Source organism: Cedecea sp. P7760 (assembly GCF_013386425.1).
GTDB classification, from domain to species: domain Bacteria; phylum Pseudomonadota; class Gammaproteobacteria; order Enterobacterales; family Enterobacteriaceae; genus Cedecea; species Cedecea selenatireducens.
In genome coordinates this window covers 39958-60059 of sequence record NZ_JACARU010000004.1, presented here as the reverse complement: position 1 = coordinate 60059, position 20102 = coordinate 39958, and the positions used below count along the sequence as shown (strand labels likewise).

The following is a 20102-nucleotide window of genomic DNA, read 5'->3' as shown; positions in this document are numbered from 1 at the left end:
AGGGAGGCGAAAGCCTCCCTTTTTTGTTGCTGACAAAGCATGAATTTGTTTTAAAGGTCAGCACTTAACCAAAGAAAAGCGTTCAGAAGGTTGAGTCAAATGAGCGCCTCGCTCATACTCCCATCACCGTTTTCTCCTTCAAGGAACAGGTCATGGCCGAAGAAACTATTTTCAGTAAAATTATTCGTCGTGAAATTCCGGCGGATGTGGTTTATCAGGATGAACTGGTTACCGCATTTCGTGATATTTCCCCGCAGGCACCTACCCACATTCTCATCATTCCTAACGTGCTTATCCCCACCGCCAATGACGTTAAGGCAGAGCACGAACTTGCGCTGGGGCGCATGATGACCGTTGCGGCTAAAATTGCAGAGCAGGAAGGGATTGCCGCTGACGGCTACCGCCTGATCATGAACTGCAACCGTCACGGTGGGCAGGAGGTATACCATATTCACATGCACCTGCTGGGTGGCCGTCCGCTTGGCCCAATGCTGGCGCATAAGGACTGATCCGATGCCGCGCTTTTCCCTGTGTTTATTAGCCATGCTGCTGGTGGCCGGCTGTAGTTCTCGCCCGGCCATTCCGGTGAACGGTGACCAGACGTTGGTCATGGAAGCGGCGGTGCTTGCCGCCGGGATTAGCGCTGAAAAACCGGATATCTCTCAGCGCAACGGTGCCACGGTGGCCGAATCGTCGCTGTATAATGAGCAGCATAAACCGGTCACGCTGTACTATCGTTTCTACTGGTACGATGCAAAAGGGCTGGAAATCCACCCGCTTGAAAAAGTGCGTACCCTCGTTCTCCCGGCGCAGTCTTCGCAGCGTATTGACTCGACTGCAGCCTGGCCTGGAGCTAAAAAAGTACGTCTTTCTCTCTCTGTAAGGAGCGAATTTTGATTAGGGGACTTCATCGTTATCTGGCCGTCACCGCGGTGGCGCTGATACTGACCGGGTGTATTAATCGCGGCGAGCAGCCGGCCCCGGTAGAAGAGGCTAAACCAGGCGTTGAGCAGCCAGCTCAGCCGGAGCCGACGGTACCAACGGTCCCGACCGTGCCAACGCAGCCTGGCCCTGTTGAACAACCAGAGCCGACGATCCCGGCGCAGCCAAAAGTGCGGACCTACGACTGGAACAGCTCCATGCAGCCGATGGTCAGTAAAATGCTGCAGGCGGAAGGCGTGACGCCAGGTAGCGTTCTGCTGGTGGACAGCGTCAACAACCGCACCAACGGCAGTCTGCAAACCAGCAGCGCGACGGAAGCCCTGCGCGGTGCGCTGGCGAACAATAACAAGTTTACGCTGGTCTCTGCCCAGCAGCTCTCTATGGCGAAGCAGCAGCTTGGGCTCTCGCCGCAGGACAGCCTGGGCACGCGAAGCAAAGCCATCGGCATTGCGCGTAACACCGGTGCGCAGTACGTGCTCTATACCAACGCCAGCGGCAACGTGAACACGCCAACGCTGAAAATGCAGCTGATGCTGGTGCAGACCGGCGAAATCATCTGGTCGGGTAGCGGTGCTGTTCAGCAAACCAACTAAGGCATCGCTCGATGCGGCAGTAACTCGATATCTTCCGGCGGCTCAGGCTGCCGGTTGTTTTTCTGCTCTTGAAGGCCTCAGCGGCACAAGCTATCGGGTCGTCAGCGAGGGCGAATGTTTTGCCGCGAGAAGACTTCCCGATGCACGCCTGCCCGGCGTCTCTCTTCAGCGTCATTATCGTGCGCTAAAGCGTTTACCGGCGGGGATTGCCCCAAAACCTTATTGTCTGGCAGAAGGCTGGCTGTTCACCCGCTGGCTCGATGGGGAGGTTTCGCCGAACCTGGCCCCGCTCACTGAATTAACAAGCCTGTTATATTATCTTCATCGCCAGCCGTGCTTTGGCTGGCGGATTAGCCTTGTCCCGCTGCTGGAGTACTACTGGCAGGTAAGCAGCCCGAAAAGACGCACCCTGAGCTGGCTACGTGAATTAAAGCGCCTGAAGCGTCGCAAAGAGCCCCGGCCTCTTCGGCTGGCGCCGCTGCATATGGATGTTCATGCGGGGAATCTCGTGCGGCAGGGTGAAAAGCTGGGGCTTATCGACTGGGAATATGCCGGGGACGGCGATATTGCGCTCGAGCTGGCGGCGGTGCAGGCCGCGAACGTTGTCGATGGCGAAGCGTTGTTGGGGCTATATGCCGGTCAGGCATCGCTCTGCGTCGAGCGTCTTCGTCGCCAGGTTGCGCGCTGGCAGCCGTGGATTGCGTTACTTATGGCGTCCTGGTACGAATGCCGCTGGCAGCAAACCGGGGAGCAAAACTTTATTACGCTGGCAGACGACGCATGGCGCGCGCTGCGGGCGATGAAACATCAGGAGAGAGTATTGTGGGCCCAGTAATGTTGGATGTGGCCGGCTTTGAGCTGGATGCCGAAGAGCGTGAAATTTTGCAGCACCCTCTGGTCGGCGGTTTGATTCTTTTTACCCGTAACTACCACGATCCGGAGCAGCTGCGCGAGCTGGTTCGCCAGATCCGGGAAGCTTCGTACAACCGTCTGGTTGTGGCCGTCGATCAGGAAGGCGGGCGCGTCCAGCGCTTCCGTGAAGGGTTTACTCGCCTGCCTGCGGCGCAATCTTTTGCGGCACTTCGCGGGCTCGAAGAGGGCGGCAAGCTGGCGACAGAAGCAGGCTGGCTGATGGCGAGCGAAATGATCGCCATGGATATCGACATCAGCTTCGCGCCGGTGCTGGATATCGGGCATATCAGCGCGGCGATTGGCGAGCGCTCTTATCATGAAGATCCGTCCAAAGCGCTGGCGATGGCAACCCGTTTTATCGACGGTATGCATGCCGCAGGCATGAAAACCACCGGCAAACACTTCCCGGGCCACGGCGCGGTCACCGCTGATTCCCACAAAGAAACGCCGCACGACCCGCGGCCTAAAGCGGAAATTCGCGAGCATGATATGCGTATTTTTGCCTCGCTGATTAGCGAGAACAAGCTGGATGCCATCATGCCAGCCCACGTCATCTACGATGAAGTTGACCCACGCCCGGCGAGCGGTTCGGAGTATTGGCTAAAAACGGTACTGCGAGGAGAGCTGGGCTTTAACGGCGTTATCTTCTCCGACGATCTGTCGATGGAAGGCGCGGCCATCATGGGCAGTTACGCCGAACGCGGGCAGGCATCGCTGGACGCGGGTTGCGATATGATCCTCGTCTGCAATAATCGTAGTGGGGCGGTGAGCGTGCTGGATAACCTGTCGCCGGTCAAAGCAGATCGTGTTACAGGTTTGTATCATAAAGGTTCATTTACCCGCCAGGAGCTGCGTTCATCGGCGCGCTGGAAGCAGGTGAGCCAGCAGCTGGAAGCGCTGCACGAACAGTGGCAGGCCCAGAAGGCGGGCGTCTAATATTCAGGCCGTGAGGCCTGATTGTATGCGGTGAGGATGCAATGATTATCTATTTACACGGTTTTGACTCAAACAGTCCCGGTAACCATGAAAAAGTGCTGCAGCTTCAGTTTATCGATCCCGACGTGCGGCTCATTAGCTACAGCACGCTGCATCCGAAGCACGACATGCAGCATCTGCTGAAAGAAGTCGATAAAATGCAGCAGCTTACCGACGACGAACGGCCGCTGATTTGCGGCGTGGGGCTGGGCGGATTCTGGGCGGAACGTATCGGTTTTCTCTGCGATATGCGGCAGGTTATCTTCAACCCAAACCTTTACCCCCATGAAAACATGGAAGGGAAAATCAACAGGCCGGAAGAGTACGCCGATATCACCACCAAGTGCGTGCAGAACTTCCGCGAGAAGAACCGCGATCGCTGCCTGGCCATCCTCTCCCGCAACGACGAAGCGCTGGACAACCGGCGCACGGCAGAAGCGCTGCATCCCTATTACGAAATCGTCTGGGACGAGCAGCAGACACATAAGTTCAAAAATATCTCCACGCATTTACAGCGCATTAAAGCCTTTAAAACGTTGGGCTGATTTTTCCCGCGCACTAAAACAGGCCAGCCTCGTGCTGGCCTTTTGTTTATCTTTTCGGCATAAAAATTGATGTATATCAATTTTGGTATGACCAATGCACCCTTCATGTTATTCTCGGTAAAGTTAAGCGTTAAACGTGCAGTAACCCTTTGTTAATTAAAGGCTATTTAGATAACTTTTAATTAACAATTGGTTAATATTTTAGGGGGTCAAGTTGACTACACCATTGAAAAAAATAGTGATTGTCGGCGGTGGGGCTGGTGGTCTGGAGCTGGCGACTCAGCTGGGTAAAAAACTGGGCCGCGGCAAAAAAGCCAAAATCACCCTGGTAGACCGTAACCACAGCCACCTGTGGAAGCCGCTGCTGCATGAAGTGGCAACCGGTTCGCTGGATGAAGGCGTGGATGCGTTGAGCTACCTGGCGCACGCGCGTAACCATAACTTCCAGTTCCAGCTGGGCTCCGTGGTGGACATCAACCGTGAAAGCAAAACGCTGACCATCGCCGAGCTGCGTGATGAGAAGGGCGAGCTGCTGGTGCCAGAGCGTAAGGTGCCTTACGACACGCTGGTGATGGCCCTGGGGAGTACCTCCAACGACTTCAACACCCCTGGCGTAAAAGAAAACTGCATCTTCCTCGACAACCCACACCAGGCGCGTCGCTTCCATTCTGAGATGCTGAACCTGTTCCTGAAGTACTCCTCAAACCTCGGCGCGAGCGGCAAGGTTAACATCGCTATCGTCGGCGGTGGGGCGACCGGGGTTGAGCTGTCCGCTGAGCTGCATAACGCCGTTAAGCAGCTGCACAGCTACGGCTACAAAGGGCTGACTAACGAAGCGCTGAACGTCACGCTGGTGGAAGCCGGGGAGCGTATCCTGCCTGCGCTGCCGCCACGTATTTCCGCCGCAGCACACAGCGAACTGACCAAGCTTGGCGTTCGCGTGCTGACGCAAACCATGGTCACCAGCGCCGAAGCGCATGGTCTGAACACCAAAGACGGCGAGTTTATCGAAGCGGACCTGATGGTCTGGGCGGCGGGGATCAAAGCGCCAGACTTTATGAAAGATATCGGCGGCCTTGAGACTAACCGCATTAACCAGCTGGTGGTTGAGCCGACGCTGCAGACCACGCGCGACCCGGATATCTACGCAATCGGCGACTGCGCTTCCTGCGCTCGTCCTGAAGGTGGCTTCGTGCCTCCACGCGCTCAGGCTGCGCACCAGATGGCTTCCCGCGCATTGACCAACATTCTTGCGCAGATGAAAGGCCAGCCGCTCAAAGCCTACAGCTACAAAGATCACGGCTCGCTGGTTTCGCTGTCCAAATTCTCCACCGTCGGCAGCCTGATGGGTAACCTGATGCGCGGCTCGATGATGGTAGAAGGCCGCATCGCCCGCTTCGTGTACATCTCCCTGTACCGTATGCACCAGATTGCGCTGCACGGCTACTTCAAAACCGGCCTGATGATGCTGGTAGGCAGCATCAACCGGGTGATCCGCCCGCGCCTGAAGCTGCACTGAGTTTTTACTCTTTTGAAACCCAGCCACCGCGCCGGGTTTTTTATTGCCGGTAACCAGCATAAAACTCGGCATATTCCTAAGTGGCGGCTCAGAGTTGTCTTAAACACGCCTTGTCGCCACACAATCCCGCACTTTTGATCCGTTGTCTGATTTCTCAAAGCTGTCACCGCAGTGCAAAATTAGGTTAACAACAAGGTCAGGAGGATGTCCTGTGAATAAATCAATGTTAGCGGGTATTGGTATTGGCGTGGCCGCTGCGCTGGGCGTGGCTGCGGTAGCCAGTTTGAACGTGTTTGACCGTGGTCCCCAGTATGCACAGGTGGTGTCTGCGACGCCAATCAAGGAAACGGTAAAAACGCCGCGTCAGGAATGCCGGAATGTGGCCGTGACGCACCGTAAGCCTGTCCAGGATGAGAACCGTATTCTGGGTTCTGCCTTGGGCGCGGTGGCCGGTGGCGTACTGGGTCATCAGTTTGGCGGCGGTCGCGGGAAAGATGTTGCCACGGTCGTCGGTGCGCTGGGCGGCGGTTATGCCGGAAACCAGGTGCAGGGCGCGATGCAGGATGGGGACACTTATACCACCTCCCAGCAGCGCTGTAAGACGGTGTATGACAAGTCAGAGAAAATGCTCGGCTATGACGTCACCTACAAAATCGGCGATCAGCAGGGTAAAATCCGCATGGATAAAGACCCCGGCACCCAGATCCCTCTGGATAGCAAAGGCCAGCTGGTGCTGAACAAAGCCTGATATCCAGCGTTAAAGAAAACCCGCCAGCCACGGCGGGTTTTGCGTTTTTAGTGCTCGCCACGCAGCGTTTGTTGCAACGTCAATAAGGCCCTGACTTCCTGCATTCTGCGGCGGCTTAAGGCGGGTATTGCCTGCGGCGAGCGCTCAAACAGCGTTTTGTCGCCAAAAATAACTTCGCTCAGGCAGCGGTCGTACAGCGGGCCGCTCATGTTCAGCTCGGGTTCATCGTCTATGGTCAGCGTTTCCTCTGTGCCACGGCGGTCGACGGCAATCACGCTGCCATTTTTCAGCACGATATTTATTCCTTTTTGCCCCCCGGCTGGTCCGGCGTATTTGTTCAGTTGCAGTACGCAGGGGACCCCGCCAAGCTGGCCGCGCAGCAGCGCCTGGCCTTCTGCGGTGGTGAAGTCGCCGGGTAAAATACCGTTGCCGAGCCGGTCTTTGGCCAGCAACAATTCAAGCTCCAGCGACTCGTCGGCACCTGCCTGCATCAACGTTTCCCGCATCATCGCCAGCACGTGCGTGCCGATATCCACGATAACGCCGTCCGGGTGGCGCAGCTCGCGAGTATCGGGCTCGCCGGTAGCAAAATTGAGCGCGATGGGCTCTCCGGCGGCATTAAAGCCGCTCGGCTCAAGTAAAAACCCCTCAATACGGTCGATATCTTCCAGGCGCTCAATAAATCGTGCCGCATCGGTTCTCACCATCCAGTGATCCAGGGCGAGAACCCTGGCGGCAACGGCCGGGTCGCTTAGCAGGGCGTCAAGTTCATCAAGCTGCTGTCGCGTGGCCGCGACAGGTTTTTCCACCACCACGGGCACCGGGCTTTGCTGCAGCACGCTTTTAAGCATCGGCAGATGCTGGAGCGAAGAGGTGGTGATAAATACCAGATCCAGCGGCAGGGCCAACAGCTGCGGCAAAGACGGTAACAGCGTAATGGATTCTGAACGGTAGCGTGGCGCGGGATCAAAGCCGTAGCAAACCACATCCCGCCGGGAAAGCCGCTGAATGGCAGGCAGATAAGCCGTTTCTATCACGCTGCCCACGCCAATAAACCCAATTTGCATATCGTCTCCGGTCATAAGAGAGGCTTAAATATCCCTTATTTTTAAAAGACTATTTGGCGCTGGTCGAGGGATAAACTGTTAGGAAGGGTAAGCGAGTGAACTTGCCCGGCAGGCGCCGGGCAAGGGGAGCAGCTTAGAACTTAACGGAGTAGTTCATGCCGAAGGTGCGGCCGCGGCCTTTGTAGTCATACAGTGAAGCAGGGCCATAGCCCGGGCTGTAGTACAGCGGTGCACGCTGGCCCCAGACGGTGGTGTAGTCACGGTCAAAGACGTTTTCTACGCTGAAGCTGAGTTTACCCACCGGAAGATCGTAGCTGCCGAGCAGGTCGACGGTGGTATAGCCGTCTACGCTGTAGCCTGCCGCGTCGCTCACGTTAAAGGAGGTGGTGCTCTGCACGCGAAGGCTCCACGGATCTGGCGCCCAGCCGATGTAGGCAGTCGCTTTCGACGGGCTTGCCACCTTCACGTCATACTTCTGCCAGCTGCCGTTAACCTTAGATTCCGTTTTCAGGACGTTAAAGTTCGCGCCGGTGCTCCAGTTGGTATCCGGAATAAAGTAGTCTACCGCGCCTTCCACGCCGTAAATACGACGCTTGTCGTCCACGACGCTGATGGTCAGGTCTTTATTCGCCAGCACGCTCTTATCGGACAGCGAGTAGTAGGCTGCAATCTGCGTGCGCAGGTTGTCGCCGGTGTAGCGCCAGCCCAGCTCGTAGGAGTCAACCTTCACGCCCTGCAGCTTGCTGGCGTCTACGTTGACGCTGTTGGTCAGCGGCAGATGGCCGTTAACCGCTGCGCCATAGGTGCCGCGGCCGTAGTATTTACCCGGATCCGGCAGCTCTACGCCCTGGGAGAAGTTCAGCCAGGCCTGCTGGCGCTCGGTGATGTGCATCAGCAAACCGGCGTTGAACAGGAAGTTATCGTAGTCGGTGGAGCCGCCAGGGATAGCGTCGGCAGATTTTGCCGTACCGGCCGCAAGTTGCTGCTGCTGCGCGAAGCCGATGAAATCATCAATCTTATTCTCGGTGTACTGGTAGCGCACGCCGCCGCTCAGGGTAAAGATATCGTTGATGTCATAGCTGGACTGCAGGAAGGCGGCCAGGTTGCTGATGTCATACGACGGGTAACGCCCGGTGGTATAAATCTTCTGATTGTTCAGGCCGCCGGAGGCGCTGGCCTGCGCCAGATCGAAGAACATCTGGTTAGAGGTAAAGCGCTCGTGGTCGGCGTCCAGGCCGTAGGTCAGCTGCCAGCCGTCGAGCGGCTTGCTGTTCATCGTCAGCTTCGCGCCGTACTGATTGGTATCCTGCTGGGAAGAAGAAAACGCGGTCGCTTTCTTGTTCGCATTCACCGTCGGGAACGGATAGAACAGCAGCGACTCGTCGCGATAGTAAACCTGGCCCACCAGCTCCTGGCCGAGGAAATCGCTATTGGAATACTGCATGCTGATCAGGTGACGTTCGGTGCCCGGCACACGGTCAGAATTCAGGCCTTTGCTGACGTACGGGCTGCTTGAGCCGCTGATGGCGGAGAAGTTTTTCCCGAGGTTCAGGCCGTAATCATCGTCACCCTTGCTTTTGTAATACTGGGTGACTAACTGCAGCTGCTGGTTTTCGTCGATGTTCAGCGTGCCGGTGCCCATCACGTCCAGGCGGTCGGAATACTGCAGGCCGGTCTGGGTATTATCCAGCAGCGTGGCATCGCCGTTGCCGTCAAACCAGCCGCCAAACTTCTGGTAGGCTACCGACGCACGGCCAGAAATATGGTCGTTACCGCCGGAAATGGCGCTGGCGACGCGTTCATCGTGATCTTTACTGCTGTTAAAGCCGCTCTTGATCCCGGTTTCAAATTCTACCTGGGTATCCTTCTGGCCTTTTTTGGTCACGATGTTGATAAGTCCGCCGGTACTGCCGCCGCCGTAAAGGGCGGTTGCGCCGGAAATAACTTCAATATGATCGATGTTGAACGGATCGATAGAGTCCAGCTGGCGGCTGTCGGTACGGGAAGAGTTGAGGCGTACGCCGTCAACCAGTACTACCAGCGGGCGACCACGGACGTTCATGCCGTAGTTGGTGCGGCTCTGGCTGCTGACGTCAAGGCCGGGGATCAGCTGGGCCAGCGCGTCTTTAAACTCTTTGCCGCCCTGGATCTGCTGCTCCAGTTCGGCCTGTTCAATCACCCAGGTGGTTTGGGCCATTTCGGCGACGGTGCGGTTGCTGCGGTTGGCGGAAACCACCATCGTCTCGTCACTGGTTTGCTGTGCGACTGCCGGCGCCATCATGGCGAGCAGTAACGGGTTAAGCGCCCAAAGCGTTTGCTTTTTGGTTATCATCATTGTTCCTTCACACGGGCTGACAAACATCGGCCCAAATATGCTGTGTCCTCGTTACCCTTCAATCTGTCCCGGTGTTAACGGCAATCCCCCGTCCCGTAGCGGCCTACGTTTCGGGGGATGTGCTCAGTTAGCGCCGGGCTGCATTTCGAATGATTTAGAGGAATAGTGAGTTAAGGAAGCAGCACTGTGCTGCGGTTTTTCCCGGCTGCCGCTGCGCCATTGGATCAGCGCGGGCGGCGTACTGAGATCGAACAAATCACGCCCAAGCGCGCGATTCAGAATTTTGGCGGAGCGCCACGCCATCAGGCTCAGCTGTGGCTCGGCAATCCCGTGGGTTTGCATGCTGGCGTTGACCGCGAAGATGTTATTTCCGGCCGGGCCGTTCCACTCCAGCGTAAAGTCATCGCGCACCTTGAAATTGCACTCGTCGAGCATCGTCATGCGCGGCATCAGCGGCGAAAGCATTTGCGGCAGCGTTGGGCGGTAGCCGGTCGCGAAGATAACCACGTCGCTGTCCAGCGTGTCATAGCCCTTGTCGAGGTGATGTTCCAACAGCAGCTGCCAGCCCTGGCCGCGGCTTTCAAGGCCGGTGACCGAGCGGCTCGGCAGCAGGCGCGCATTGCGTGGCTGGCCGAGCACTTCAAAGCGGTGATAAAGCTCGCGATAGATGGTCAGCAACGAATCGGCGGTAATGCCGTCCGACGTCATTTTCTGCTCATCGAGCATCTTCTGGCGCGCATCTTCATTCAGGCCCACAAAGCCAGAGACGTATTCCGGGGTGAAGTATTCGTTGGCGAACGCGGCTTCATCCAGCGCGTTAAAGTTATTGCGACGTGAGACCCAGTTAACTTCGGCGACTTCGCCCCATGCGCCACGGAATGCGTTAAGGAACAAATCCGCGCCGCTCTGCCCACCGCCGACTACGGTGACGCGTTTACCGGCCAGATTCGGCAGGCGCAGGCTCATTTCGCTGGCGTGGAAGCAGGTCGGCGTGGCGGTTTTTACGCACGGCGGCAGGTGAGGCTGCTTGCCAATGCCGAGGCAAATATTGCGCGCGAGCGTTTCACCCTGGCCGGTCTGTACCACAAACAGCTTGCGCTGCTCGTCGAAATCAATACGTTCAACCGTCTGGTTAAACTTCAGGTTATCCATGCCCTCTGCGGCCCAGCGCAGGTAGTCCGAAAACTCATCGCGCGAAACGGTACGCAGCTCGGTGGTCAGAAAGCGGTAGAATTTTTTACGTTTCACCAGGTAGTTCACAAAGCTGAACGGGCTGGTGGGGGCCACGGCGCTGACCAAATCTTTCAGGAACATGGTCTGCATATGGCAGTCCGGCACCAGCATGCCCGGATGCCACGCAAAGTCAGGGCGGCCGTCAAAGAACTGGCTGCTAAATCCCTCAGCTTCATGAGACAGTGCCGCAATGCTCAGGTTAAACGGGCCGATACCTACGCCAATAAAATCAACAGTGTTTGTCATAATTCAATCCCTGGTTACCAGCCACAGCGGGTTTTGCAAATCCTCGAGGTAATTCGGCAGCATGCGGCTGCCTCCGTCCTGGTCAGGCCAGGTCAGTTTTACCGGGTTCAGCACAACGCGGATGATTTGTGGCTTAAAGAGTGAGAAAAGCGCAAAACGCGCCGACATTTGCGGGTGTTCCTGCATGTAATCACTCAACACTGCTGCCAGCAGCTGATAAAAGCGTCTCTCCGGCACGCCAAGGCGAGCCATGAGCGGCGAAACAAAGCGCAGCACCGTCACGAAATGGCCGGTCTGCAAATCATGAATTAAGTAGTCGGCGCTCAGGCGGGCGGTCACGTCCCGCACTTCCTGAGGCAGGGAGTCCATCTCCGGGAACTCATCCTTCACCAGACGCATATCGCCCTGGAAATCCTTCAGCAGCACGCGCTGCGGCACGCCGTCTTTCATGGCGAGCGTAATATTTTGTCCGTGGGCAATCAGCGCCACGCCGTAGCGGCAGAGCAGGTGGTACAGCGGCACCACCACCACGCGGAACATCTGCGTCAGCCAGGCTTCCGCGTCCAGGCCTGAGCGAGCGATATACGCCCCAATCAGCGGCTGATTGTTTTCGTCGCACTCCATCAGGGTCGCCATCAGGATCGGCGTTTCGTCCGGCTTCAGCCAGCGGCTCGGGTTCTCGCGCCAGATAACGCCCAGCATCTCCTGGTAACGATAGGGGGCCTGAGCAAGCGCGGCGTAGCCTTCATGGGAGACGTAGCCTGCAGCCGGTTCGCCGAGGATAACCGCCCCGGTTTTCACCAGCGTGCTGTCCGTGGTGAACACGTTTTGCAGCCAGCGGGAGGCGAGCGGCCCGGCGGCAATGTACTTGCCCGGAATGCCGCGATAGCAGGAAGTGTTGTAAATCGTCAGCGGCAGCTTGATGTCTAAACCGCCCTGGCGGCTGGCGTTAGTGAGCGTGCGCAGCGACTGCTGGGCCAGCCACTGGTCGCCAAATTCGCCCAGGGAAACCATCTTGCCTTCGGCCAGATCGGCCACAAAGTCGAGAGCGATTTTTTGCTGCCACTGCCACGGATGCACCGGCAGCGGAAGCCAGCCGTCATCCAGGCCGCTGGCCTGCCACGCCTGCGTAAAGCGGGCCAGCTCCTGCTCGTCCATCGCCGCGGCGATGAGCTGCTGGATATCCAGCTCGCTGTCGCAGCGCCAGACCATATGCTCGCGTTTCACCGCCAGCCAGTGCAGGCGGAAGGTATTGGCATACTCGGGCGCATAGCGCTCCAGAGCTTCTTTACCCCAGCCGCGACGCCCTTTGTTAAAGGCAAATTTTGGGTGGCCGCTGAGCAGGCACTGCAGGCGGTCAGCGTCCAGATCGATAAGGTTTTCTGCGCTCATGCCACGGCGCGCGTTCAGCAGCTGCAGGTCGCCCAGCAGCGTGGCGTACAGATCCTGCATATGCTCGGCCACGGTGGCATCGCTCATCGACAGCACCGGCTTGAGCTGCATCAGCAGCGTTTGGGCTAACACAGGCTCATCCGCGCAGCGCAGCGTCTGCGCATCAATCCACAGCCAGCCCCAGATACCGCGCTCGGCGTTAAAATGCCACTCGGCACCGGCTAAGCTGATGCAGTGGCGGTTTTCGCCCAGCGACTCGGCCTGAAAAACCTGCTCGTACTCCAGCTCGGCCAGCATTTTTGCGACCAGCTGGCGGTTAACAAAATCCCAATCCTTGCGATTCATTACAGGCCTACCTCGCTAAAGAAGTTGTGGCGATCAGCCATGACCAGGCGCGAGCGCTTATGCGAGAAATCAAACTCTTTGATCGTCGCGTAGCCCGCAGGCTCCAGATGCTTGAACAGGCGCTGATTGTCGGCGCGCGGCTCCAGCACGGTACGCTGCGTGCGCGGCTCGTCCAGCAGCAGGTAGTGGGTCAGCCCGCGCAGCCAGCTTTGCACATAGTGCGCGCCGCGCCACTGCTGCTCGCCCACCAGCAGGTGCAGGCCACGATCGAACGGCTGCCACGGATAATGGCGGCCGATGCGGTCTTCTGCCGCCCAGTAAATTTCGAAGTAGCTGAACGGCTGGTCGTCAAAACAGCCGATCAGCGGGAAAGCGTGTTTGCCGGTCAACTGGCGCGCCAGGTACGCGGTTTGAACCTCCAGCGAGCCGCTTTGTTCCCAGAAATAGTCGACGCGCGGATCGTTCATCCAGCGGGTAAAACGCTCGGCGTCGAGCGCCGGATCGGCTACCCGGAAGCTCAGCGTTTTGCGAACGCGCGGATCGTAACGGCGATAAACCTCGCCCGTCGGCCGAGCGGGGCGGAGCGGGAAATAGATTTCGCGTTCAGCGTCAAACACCATTTCACCGGAAGCCTGATTAGCCGGAGCGCTCAGCCACAGCGGCAGCTGCCAGAAGGTCGCGCGGTGAACAATGTCGCTTTTCAGCAAATCGAACAGCACCAGCGCCTGCGGCTCTTCACGCCATTCGGCGTACGGCAGCACGATGGCTGAAAGCTGAGGCGCGGCAACAAACATCTGATCCAGCGCGTCGCGCAGCCAGCCCGCAGGCAATTCTCCCGGCCAGTGCAATACTGCCCCACCGTCCTGGCCCCAGCTCAGGTTCAGGGGTTTACCCAGTTTTTCGCAGCGCAGCCCGTGGCCGCCGTGCACAATCGTTGCCTGAAACATTCAGCCCTCCTGAGCCTGCAGCGGGTTCACAAAGTCGAAATAAATCACCGAAGGATCGACGATGGTGTTTTCGTTATGGTCGTGCAGATAGCAGAAGAAGTTACCCTTCACGTTCCAGTGCGGGCTTGCCAGCACGTAGTCGAGGCAGGTTTTATGCGTAACCTCATCGCGTACGGCGCTGAGCGCGCTGCGTACACGGCCCATCAGGTTCACTTCGCTATCCAGACCCGCAGTGCCGAGGGCGGCGGTCACGGCGAACGTGGAGTTCACCAGCAGGTAATAAGGGAAGTAGCGCAGAAGCTGTTCGCGGGTGAAGACGTTCTCAGCCTGCGCTTCGCCAATCATGTCGAGCCAGCCCGCCGCATGCGGCATAAAGGCGCTGCCCTGGCAGTCGCGGTAGATAAGCCCGACCGGCAGATCCTGCTGCATCTCCACCAGAATGTTTTGCTGGTGCGCCAGCAGAACCAGGCCGTAATCCGCTTCGGCGGTAAACAGCGGCTTCAGCACCTGCTGGCAGTAAGCTTCGACCCAGGCGTGTGCGGCCTGCTTTGGCGTAATTCCCAGGCGGCTGCTCAGGCGGTTAACCGCGGCAACCAGCAGGGAATCACCGCCGTCGGAAGCAGACTGCGTCAGGGATACCAGCACGTTAGTCTGGCTCTGCGGCTGCTCAACCAGCAGGTTCTCACGCAGGGCAAACAGGCTTTCTTCCATGATATTGCCGTGCAGATCGCGCAGCCCGGCCCAGCCGTCTTCCTGCATTACGCGGAAGGTCGGGAAGCGGGCCTGCAGCGTCTGCCAGCGGTCAGTTTGTGCCAGGCGCGCCAGGCGCATTCCGCGTTTAACTTCTTTCACCGACAGGGTGCGCACGGAGTTGGTCAGGCGCACGCTCAGGGAGAATTTGATCATGTCGCGACTGGTGGCGCAGTAGAGCGAGCGTGAAGACGTGGTTGGCAGCCACGGAGCACCCGCTTCGCCCAAATCTTTCACCAGCCCTTTGGCGACCAGCTGCTGGCACCAGTCCTGCTCCAGCAGATAGCCTGCCTGCCACGGGTGCAGCGGGAACAGCCATTGATGGTCGCTAAGTTCGCTCAGCAGCTGCGGCGCATTTTCAGCGGCAAAGCGCGTCAGGCGCTGCTGCAAATTGAGATGCAGGCTTTCACCCGCCAGATGGCTTTTATCCACCGCGAACCAGCGCAGCGGGAAGTGTGGAGCAAAGTCTGGCAGGTAGCGTTCGGCTTCCTGCTGGTTAAACGGTTCGTGGGATTTCGGCGCGGGATGGAAGGCGTGTCCCACCAGCAATGCCTGCTCGGCTTCACCAAAGTTCAGGGCTTTTTCGCGTAGCCCGTTCCAGTCATGGCGAGCTTCAATCGCCTGTTGGGTATGCGCATGGCTTTCCATTACGCGCTGATAAAACGCCTCACAGCCGGTGGCCGGCAGCATTTGCTGGTGCTGGAGTTTATCGATAATCAGCTGGGACAGGGTAGCGAAGTCAACCGGCTGGCTGCCGGTGGCATTGACCAGGCGAGCCGGGAATTCAAAGCGGTGATGCTGGGTGGGGGAGAAATAGGCCACTTTGAAGTAGAGGGCCTGGTGTTCACCCAGCGGGATAATGAGTTCGGCGGGCTGGCTGTCGGTCAGTCGCCAGTCGTTGGTTTCGCGAACAAGGGAATTCAGAAAGCACTGTGCGGCCACATCCCAGGCCAGAGTTTTATTTGGCAAAGTCATCATCAAACAGTTTCCACGCGTTATGATAATGCGAATTCTGCCGATAACGTTTCTCATTATCAATAACAATTGTTAGAATCGCTAAAATAAATTTTACAAATACGCACAATCAATCCACGGGTTAGCAACATTGTGACATCTCTTGAACTGGCGGAATCGCCGCAAAAATCCCTTTCCTGCTGGCCACTTGCGCTGAGCGCCGGGCTGCTTGGCGTCGGGCAAAATGGCCTGCTGGTTGCGATCCCGGTGCTGGTGATGCAGACACATTTGAGCCTGTCCGTCTGGGCGGCATTGCTCACGCTCGGATCGATGCTGTTCTTACCGTCCTCGCCGTGGTGGGGAAAACAGATTGCGCGGCTGGGCAGCAAGCCTGTGGTGCTGTGGGCGCTGGCGGGGTACGGCGCAAGCTTTATGCTGCTGGGGCTCGGCAGCCTGCTGCTGGCAACGAATACCGTAACGGGCATCGTCGGGCTGGGCATATTAATTGTGGCGCGGATTATCTACGGCCTGACCGTGTCGGCGATGGTCCCGGCCTGCCAGGTCTGGGCGCTGCAGCGAGCGGGGGAAGGAAAGCGTATGGCCGCGCTGGCGACGATTAGCTCCGGGCTAAGCAGTGGCCGCCTGTTCGGGCCGCTTTGCGCCGCCGGCATGCTGGTCGTTCATCCGCTCGCACCGCTGGGGTTGTTGATGGTTGCGCCTCTGCTTGCGCTGGTGATGCTGTTGCGCTTACCGGGCACGCCGCCGCAGCCTGCCGCCGAGCGCAAAAGCGCCAGCCTTCGCCCTGACTGCCTGCCGTACTTGCTTTGCGCTTTACTGCTGTCCGCGTCGGTAAGCCTGATGCAGCTGGGGCTTTCTCCGGCGCTCGCCCGCCAGTTTGCAACGGATACGGCGGCCATCAGTCACCAGGTTGCATGGCTGCTTAGCCTGGCGGCGGTGGCCTCGCTCTCCGCGCAGTTTGGCGTTCTCCGCCCGCAGCGCCTGTCGCCGATGGCGCTGCTGTTAAGTGCCGGAGCGCTGATGGTTTGTGGCCTGGCAATGATGATTTCTCTCCAGCTGTGGCTGTTTTACCTCGGCTGTGCGGTGCTGTCGTTCGGGGCCGCGCTGGCGACCCCTGCGTACCAGCTTCTGCTGAACGACAAACTCGCCGACGGAGCCGGGGCGGGCTGGGTGGCTACCAGCCACACGCTCGGCTACGGGCTTTGCGCGATGCTGGTGCCGCTGGTGTCAAAAACCGGGGCCGAGGCAGCGCTGATTACGGTGGCCTTTTTAGCCGCCGTGTTATTTACCGTGGTGTCCGGCGTTATCTGGCGCAGCCGCCACCGTTCACGTCATTCTGCAATTTAAGCGTAAGGAAAAGTTATGGCTGGAGTTCAGGGCTACCGTCTGTTTAACGTTCAACTGGCGCGGAAAACTGCCGTGTCGCCTTCGCTGCTGAGCCTGGTGTTTAGCGGGCCGGAGGTGGCGCAGATGAAATGTGACTCGCCGGATCAGCGCATTAAAATGCTGTTCCCGTCCGAAGACGGTACGCCGCCGTCGCTGCCCGCTGAAGGTCAGTGGTATCAAATTTCCCTGGGGATGCCGAAAGAGAAGCGCCCGATTATTCGCACCTATACGCTGCGGCATGTCGATCCTGCCCGCCAGGAAGTGACGGTGGAGTTTGTCAGCCATGGCACCGAAGGCCCGGCTTCCGCATGGGCGATCAATTCAGTACCTGGCGATGTTATTCAGATCGTGGCGCCTAACGCGGCTCATCCGGAGGACAGCGGTGGCTACGAATGGACGCCGCCTGCCGGGTTGCGCAATGCGCTGATTGTTGCCGATGAAACCGCGCTGCCTGCCGCGCGCGGCATTCTGGAAATGCTCGCGCACCAGGAGCATCCCCCGAAGGTTCAGGCCTTTTTTGAAGTCCCGGAAGAGGGCGACTGCGTGGACTTAAGCGCTTATGGCTTCGCTGAGATTAACTGGCTGCCGCGCAAAACCGTCTCCGCCACGCACGGTGAATGCCTGATTCAGGCGGTGAAAATGCAGGCGAGGGTGCCGGAAAGCAGCCATCATGAAGCCGTCCAGGAAGAGGCGGAAGACGAGCTGTTATGGGACAAGGCCACTACCGGCAACAACGAGTTTTACGGCTGGGTGGCGGCGGAATCGACGGTGGTTAAGCTGCTGCGCCGCCATTTGATCGGCGAACGCGGCGTTGAGCACGAGGCCATCAATTTTATGGCCTATTGGGCGAAAGGGCGTCAGCGCTAACAAAAAGGGCGGCCACAGGCCGCCCCGTAATCAGATCTTCTTCAACTGCGGCATCAGCATCACCGTCGTTTTCACAATCTGCATTAACTCTTCATAGCTGGCGTTCTCACGAGCGCTGACCGACATCCCCTGAATAATGCAGCACAGGTATTTGGCCAGGCAGCGAATGTTGCGCTCGGCCGGAATTTCGCCTTTTTGCTGGCGTAGCTCCAGGAACCGCACCAGCGTCTGCTCCTGCACCGCATGCCGGGCTTTTATGGTTTCGGCAATGTCTTCCGACGATGCCGCCAGTACCGATGAGGTGCAGATGATAAAGCAGCCCGATGGGGTTCTTTTGTCGGTAAAGCACTGCGCGACCGCAGAGAGATAATTCTCCAGCGCGGCCTCCATGGTCTGATCTTCACAGAACAGGCAGGCTTCGTGTTTGGCTGCAAAACGCGCGATGTAGCGATCCAGCACCGCGCGGAAAAGACCTTCTTTATTGCTGAACTCCGCGTAGAGCGTGGGCGCTTTTGCCCCGGTGGCTTCTACCAGATGCGCCATGGATGTTGCTTCATAGCCATGCTGCCAGAAGAGTGTCATGGCCTTGTCGAGTGCTGCTTCCCTGTCAAACACCTTTGGACGGCCACGGCTTTTTTTACTGCAACTTAATGTCTCGGTTGCCATACCTGCCGTTTAACCTCTGTCTAATTAGTGAACACTCATTATAAAAATAATCGGCGGCGGTAGCCAGCGCCTTGTTATGAAAAATAATTATTTCTTATCACGATGAAAAATAGCGCTTTTTTTAATTACTTAACGGTCGTTATAAAAACGTATTGACGTGTGATGTGGATCACGTTTATCATTTAGTTATCGATCGTTAACTAATTAAGTTTAACGACCTAACAATCACCTGCTTAGGACATAAATCATGAAAACCTTAACTACTCTGTTCGCTGCCGCCGTTATTAGCTCACTCTCATTCGCCAGCTTTGCGGCTGTTGAAGTTTCCGCCACGCCTGCCGGCCAGCAAAAAATCGGCAACATCAGCGCCGATGCGGGCAGCAACCTCTCTTCCCTGGAAGAACAGTTGGCCGCGAAGGCCGATGCAATGGGCGCTAAATCGTTCCGTATTACCTCCGTTAATGGTCCGAACACCCTGCACGGTACTGCCGTCATCTATAAATAAGCCAGACGTTAACCCTCAATACGTTTGACCTTATTCGTTATATGCCACTGCAAGCAAAAGGCCCCGTCGCGAGACAGGGCCTTTTTTTTACGCATCAATCCTGAATCTAGATTTCGTTTGCTGGCTGCTCAGCCGCGTGAGCATTGACGTTGACCGGCATCCCGGAGCGGTGCTCCATGGCCTGTTCCATCACCTGCGCATCGGTCTGCGGTGCGTTGCGGAACTTAGTCATCTGCTCGTTCAGCACAATCGGCAAGACTTTCGGATCGTCATCAATCGCTTTGGACAGCGGCTGGTGGACTTCAACCAGGCGTGAGCCGTCTGGCTCAACGGAGGCTTTGATTGGCGTGTTGATAATACGCACCGAAGTGCCAACCGGCACCGTATTAAACAGCGCTTTGATATCGCCGTCGCGCAGGCGGATACAGCCGGAGCTGACGCGCATGCCGATGCCGAAGTCGGCGTTTGTGCCGTGCAGCAGGTAAACGCCGCCGAACGCCGCCAGGCGAATGGCGTGGTGGCCCATCGGGTTATCCGGCCCGGCAGGGACAACCGCCGGCAGTTTTACGCCCTGCGCCAGGTAGCGCGCACGAATATTGGCCGTCGGCGTCCACGTCGGGTTGGCTCGCTTGTCGGAAATTTTTGTCACCATCGTCGGCGTCAGGGTATCGCCGCCCAGCTGGCCAATGCCAATCGGGTAAACGGTGACGCTATTTTTCCCTGCCGGGAAGTAGTACAGGCGCAGTTCGGCAAGGTTAATGACGATGCCCTCGCGCGGCACGTCCGGCAGCAACATCTGGCGCGGAATAGTCAGTACGCTCCCGGCGCGCGGCACGTAAGGATCGACGCCGGGGTTGGCCTGCAATAAAGCCAGGAAGCCGACGTTATATTTTTTCGCAATGGCCTCCAGCGATCCGCCGTCGTTGGCAACCTGATGGAACAGGTTTTTGCCTATCAGGCGGCTGTTGGCGGCGGGAAGCGGGTAATCGTTAGCGCTGGCGGGCAGCGCCATTGCTGCTGCGCCCAGCAAGGCTGCGGCGGCAAACCAGCGGCGGAAAGACAAAGTACGCGATGCAAACATAGCTTAAACCCTGCGATTATAATGGCTAATTTCTTAGGCAGACAAACGCCAATTATCGGCGACTCGCGTGTCGGGA

Annotated in this window: 19 protein-coding genes; 11 read left to right on the top strand and 8 right to left on the bottom strand. The window is 57.8% G+C overall.

Going from position 1 to position 20102, the window contains the following annotated elements:
* The first annotated feature begins 152 nt into the window (after positions 1 to 152).
* The 8 genes from hinT to HX778_RS01175 all read left to right on the top strand — a co-directional run bounded on the left by hinT (position 153) and on the right by HX778_RS01175 (position 6234).
* Positions 153 to 509 (top strand): purine nucleoside phosphoramidase, encoded by a 357-nt coding sequence (gene hinT / locus HX778_RS01210; protein ID WP_008453457.1) that lies wholly within the window; start codon positions 153 to 155, stop codon positions 507 to 509.
* Between the two features lie 4 nt (positions 510 to 513).
* A complete protein-coding gene (locus HX778_RS01205) occupies positions 514 to 897 on the top strand; it encodes a YcfL family protein (RefSeq protein WP_038473609.1) in 384 nt (127 codons plus the stop codon).
* Positions 894 to 1535 (top strand): penicillin-binding protein activator LpoB, encoded by a 642-nt coding sequence (gene lpoB / locus HX778_RS01200; RefSeq protein WP_038473606.1) that lies wholly within the window; start codon positions 894 to 896, stop codon positions 1533 to 1535. Before HX778_RS01205 ends, lpoB begins: the two co-directional genes overlap by 4 nt.
* On the top strand, positions 1513 to 2370 hold the full coding sequence (thiK, locus tag HX778_RS01195; RefSeq protein ID WP_038473604.1) for a thiamine kinase: 858 nt from the start codon (positions 1513 to 1515) through the stop codon (positions 2368 to 2370). Before lpoB ends, thiK begins: the two co-directional genes overlap by 23 nt.
* A complete protein-coding gene (gene nagZ, locus HX778_RS01190) occupies positions 2358 to 3383 on the top strand; it encodes a beta-N-acetylhexosaminidase (RefSeq protein WP_176981113.1) in 1026 nt (341 codons plus the stop codon). The genes thiK and nagZ overlap by 13 nt, the downstream gene beginning before the upstream one ends.
* 41 nt (positions 3384 to 3424) lie before the next feature.
* Positions 3425 to 3967 (top strand): alpha/beta hydrolase YcfP, encoded by a 543-nt coding sequence (gene ycfP / locus HX778_RS01185; protein WP_176981112.1) that lies wholly within the window; start codon positions 3425 to 3427, stop codon positions 3965 to 3967.
* A 214-nt stretch (positions 3968 to 4181) separates the two neighbouring features.
* Complete coding sequence (locus HX778_RS01180; RefSeq protein ID WP_038473598.1) at positions 4182 to 5486, top strand: NAD(P)/FAD-dependent oxidoreductase; 1305 nt, start codon at positions 4182 to 4184, stop codon at positions 5484 to 5486.
* A 211-nt stretch (positions 5487 to 5697) separates the two neighbouring features.
* Positions 5698 to 6234, top strand: a complete 537-nt coding sequence (locus tag HX778_RS01175; RefSeq protein ID WP_071842928.1) for a glycine zipper 2TM domain-containing protein — start codon at positions 5698 to 5700, stop codon at positions 6232 to 6234.
* Between the two features lie 47 nt (positions 6235 to 6281).
* On the opposite strand, the gene HX778_RS01170 is transcribed toward HX778_RS01175, so the two are convergent.
* The 6 genes from HX778_RS01170 to iucA form a co-directional block, all read right to left on the bottom strand.
* Positions 6282 to 7301, bottom strand: coding sequence for a Gfo/Idh/MocA family oxidoreductase (locus HX778_RS01170; protein WP_176981111.1), 1020 nt, complete (start codon positions 7299 to 7301; stop codon positions 6282 to 6284).
* A gap of 133 nt (positions 7302 to 7434) precedes the next feature.
* Complete coding sequence (iutA, locus tag HX778_RS01165) at positions 7435 to 9636, bottom strand: ferric aerobactin receptor IutA (protein WP_038473593.1); 2202 nt, start codon at positions 9634 to 9636, stop codon at positions 7435 to 7437.
* Positions 9637 to 9759: 123 nt separating this feature from the next.
* Entirely contained in the window at positions 9760 to 11115 is a 1356-nt protein-coding gene (gene iucD, locus HX778_RS01160; RefSeq protein WP_038473590.1) for an NADPH-dependent L-lysine N(6)-monooxygenase, read from the bottom strand.
* 3 nt (positions 11116 to 11118) lie between these two features.
* Positions 11119 to 12852, bottom strand: a complete 1734-nt coding sequence (iucC, locus tag HX778_RS01155; RefSeq protein WP_176981110.1) for an aerobactin synthase IucC — start codon at positions 12850 to 12852, stop codon at positions 11119 to 11121.
* Complete coding sequence (gene iucB, locus HX778_RS01150) at positions 12852 to 13799, bottom strand: N(6)-hydroxylysine O-acetyltransferase (RefSeq protein WP_176981109.1); 948 nt, start codon at positions 13797 to 13799, stop codon at positions 12852 to 12854. Before iucB ends, iucC begins: the two co-directional genes overlap by 1 nt.
* The gene (iucA, locus tag HX778_RS01145) at positions 13800 to 15524 is read right to left on the bottom strand and encodes an aerobactin synthase IucA (RefSeq protein WP_176981124.1); all 1725 of its coding nucleotides are present in this window, start codon (positions 15522 to 15524) and stop codon (positions 13800 to 13802) included.
* 132 nt (positions 15525 to 15656) lie between these two features.
* On the opposite strand from iucA, the gene HX778_RS01140 reads away from it, so the two are divergent.
* Both HX778_RS01140 and HX778_RS01135 read left to right on the top strand, forming a co-directional pair.
* Positions 15657 to 16868 (top strand): MFS transporter, encoded by a 1212-nt coding sequence (locus tag HX778_RS01140; RefSeq protein ID WP_176981108.1) that lies wholly within the window; start codon positions 15657 to 15659, stop codon positions 16866 to 16868.
* Positions 16869 to 16883: 15 nt separating this feature from the next.
* Positions 16884 to 17774, top strand: a complete 891-nt coding sequence (locus HX778_RS01135; protein ID WP_176981107.1) for a siderophore-interacting protein — start codon at positions 16884 to 16886, stop codon at positions 17772 to 17774.
* A 30-nt stretch (positions 17775 to 17804) separates the two neighbouring features.
* Here HX778_RS01135 and HX778_RS01130 read toward each other — a convergent pair whose 3' ends face one another.
* Complete coding sequence (locus tag HX778_RS01130; RefSeq protein WP_038473580.1) at positions 17805 to 18440, bottom strand: TetR/AcrR family transcriptional regulator; 636 nt, start codon at positions 18438 to 18440, stop codon at positions 17805 to 17807.
* Between the two features lie 247 nt (positions 18441 to 18687).
* Between HX778_RS01130 and bhsA the strand changes: the two genes are divergently transcribed.
* A complete protein-coding gene (gene bhsA, locus HX778_RS01125; protein ID WP_038473578.1) occupies positions 18688 to 18945 on the top strand; it encodes a multiple stress resistance protein BhsA in 258 nt (85 codons plus the stop codon).
* 106 nt (positions 18946 to 19051) lie between these two features.
* Here bhsA and HX778_RS01120 read toward each other — a convergent pair whose 3' ends face one another.
* The gene (locus tag HX778_RS01120) at positions 19052 to 20026 is read right to left on the bottom strand and encodes a L,D-transpeptidase family protein (RefSeq protein ID WP_052048966.1); all 975 of its coding nucleotides are present in this window, start codon (positions 20024 to 20026) and stop codon (positions 19052 to 19054) included.
* Between the last annotated feature and the right edge of the window lie 76 nt (positions 20027 to 20102).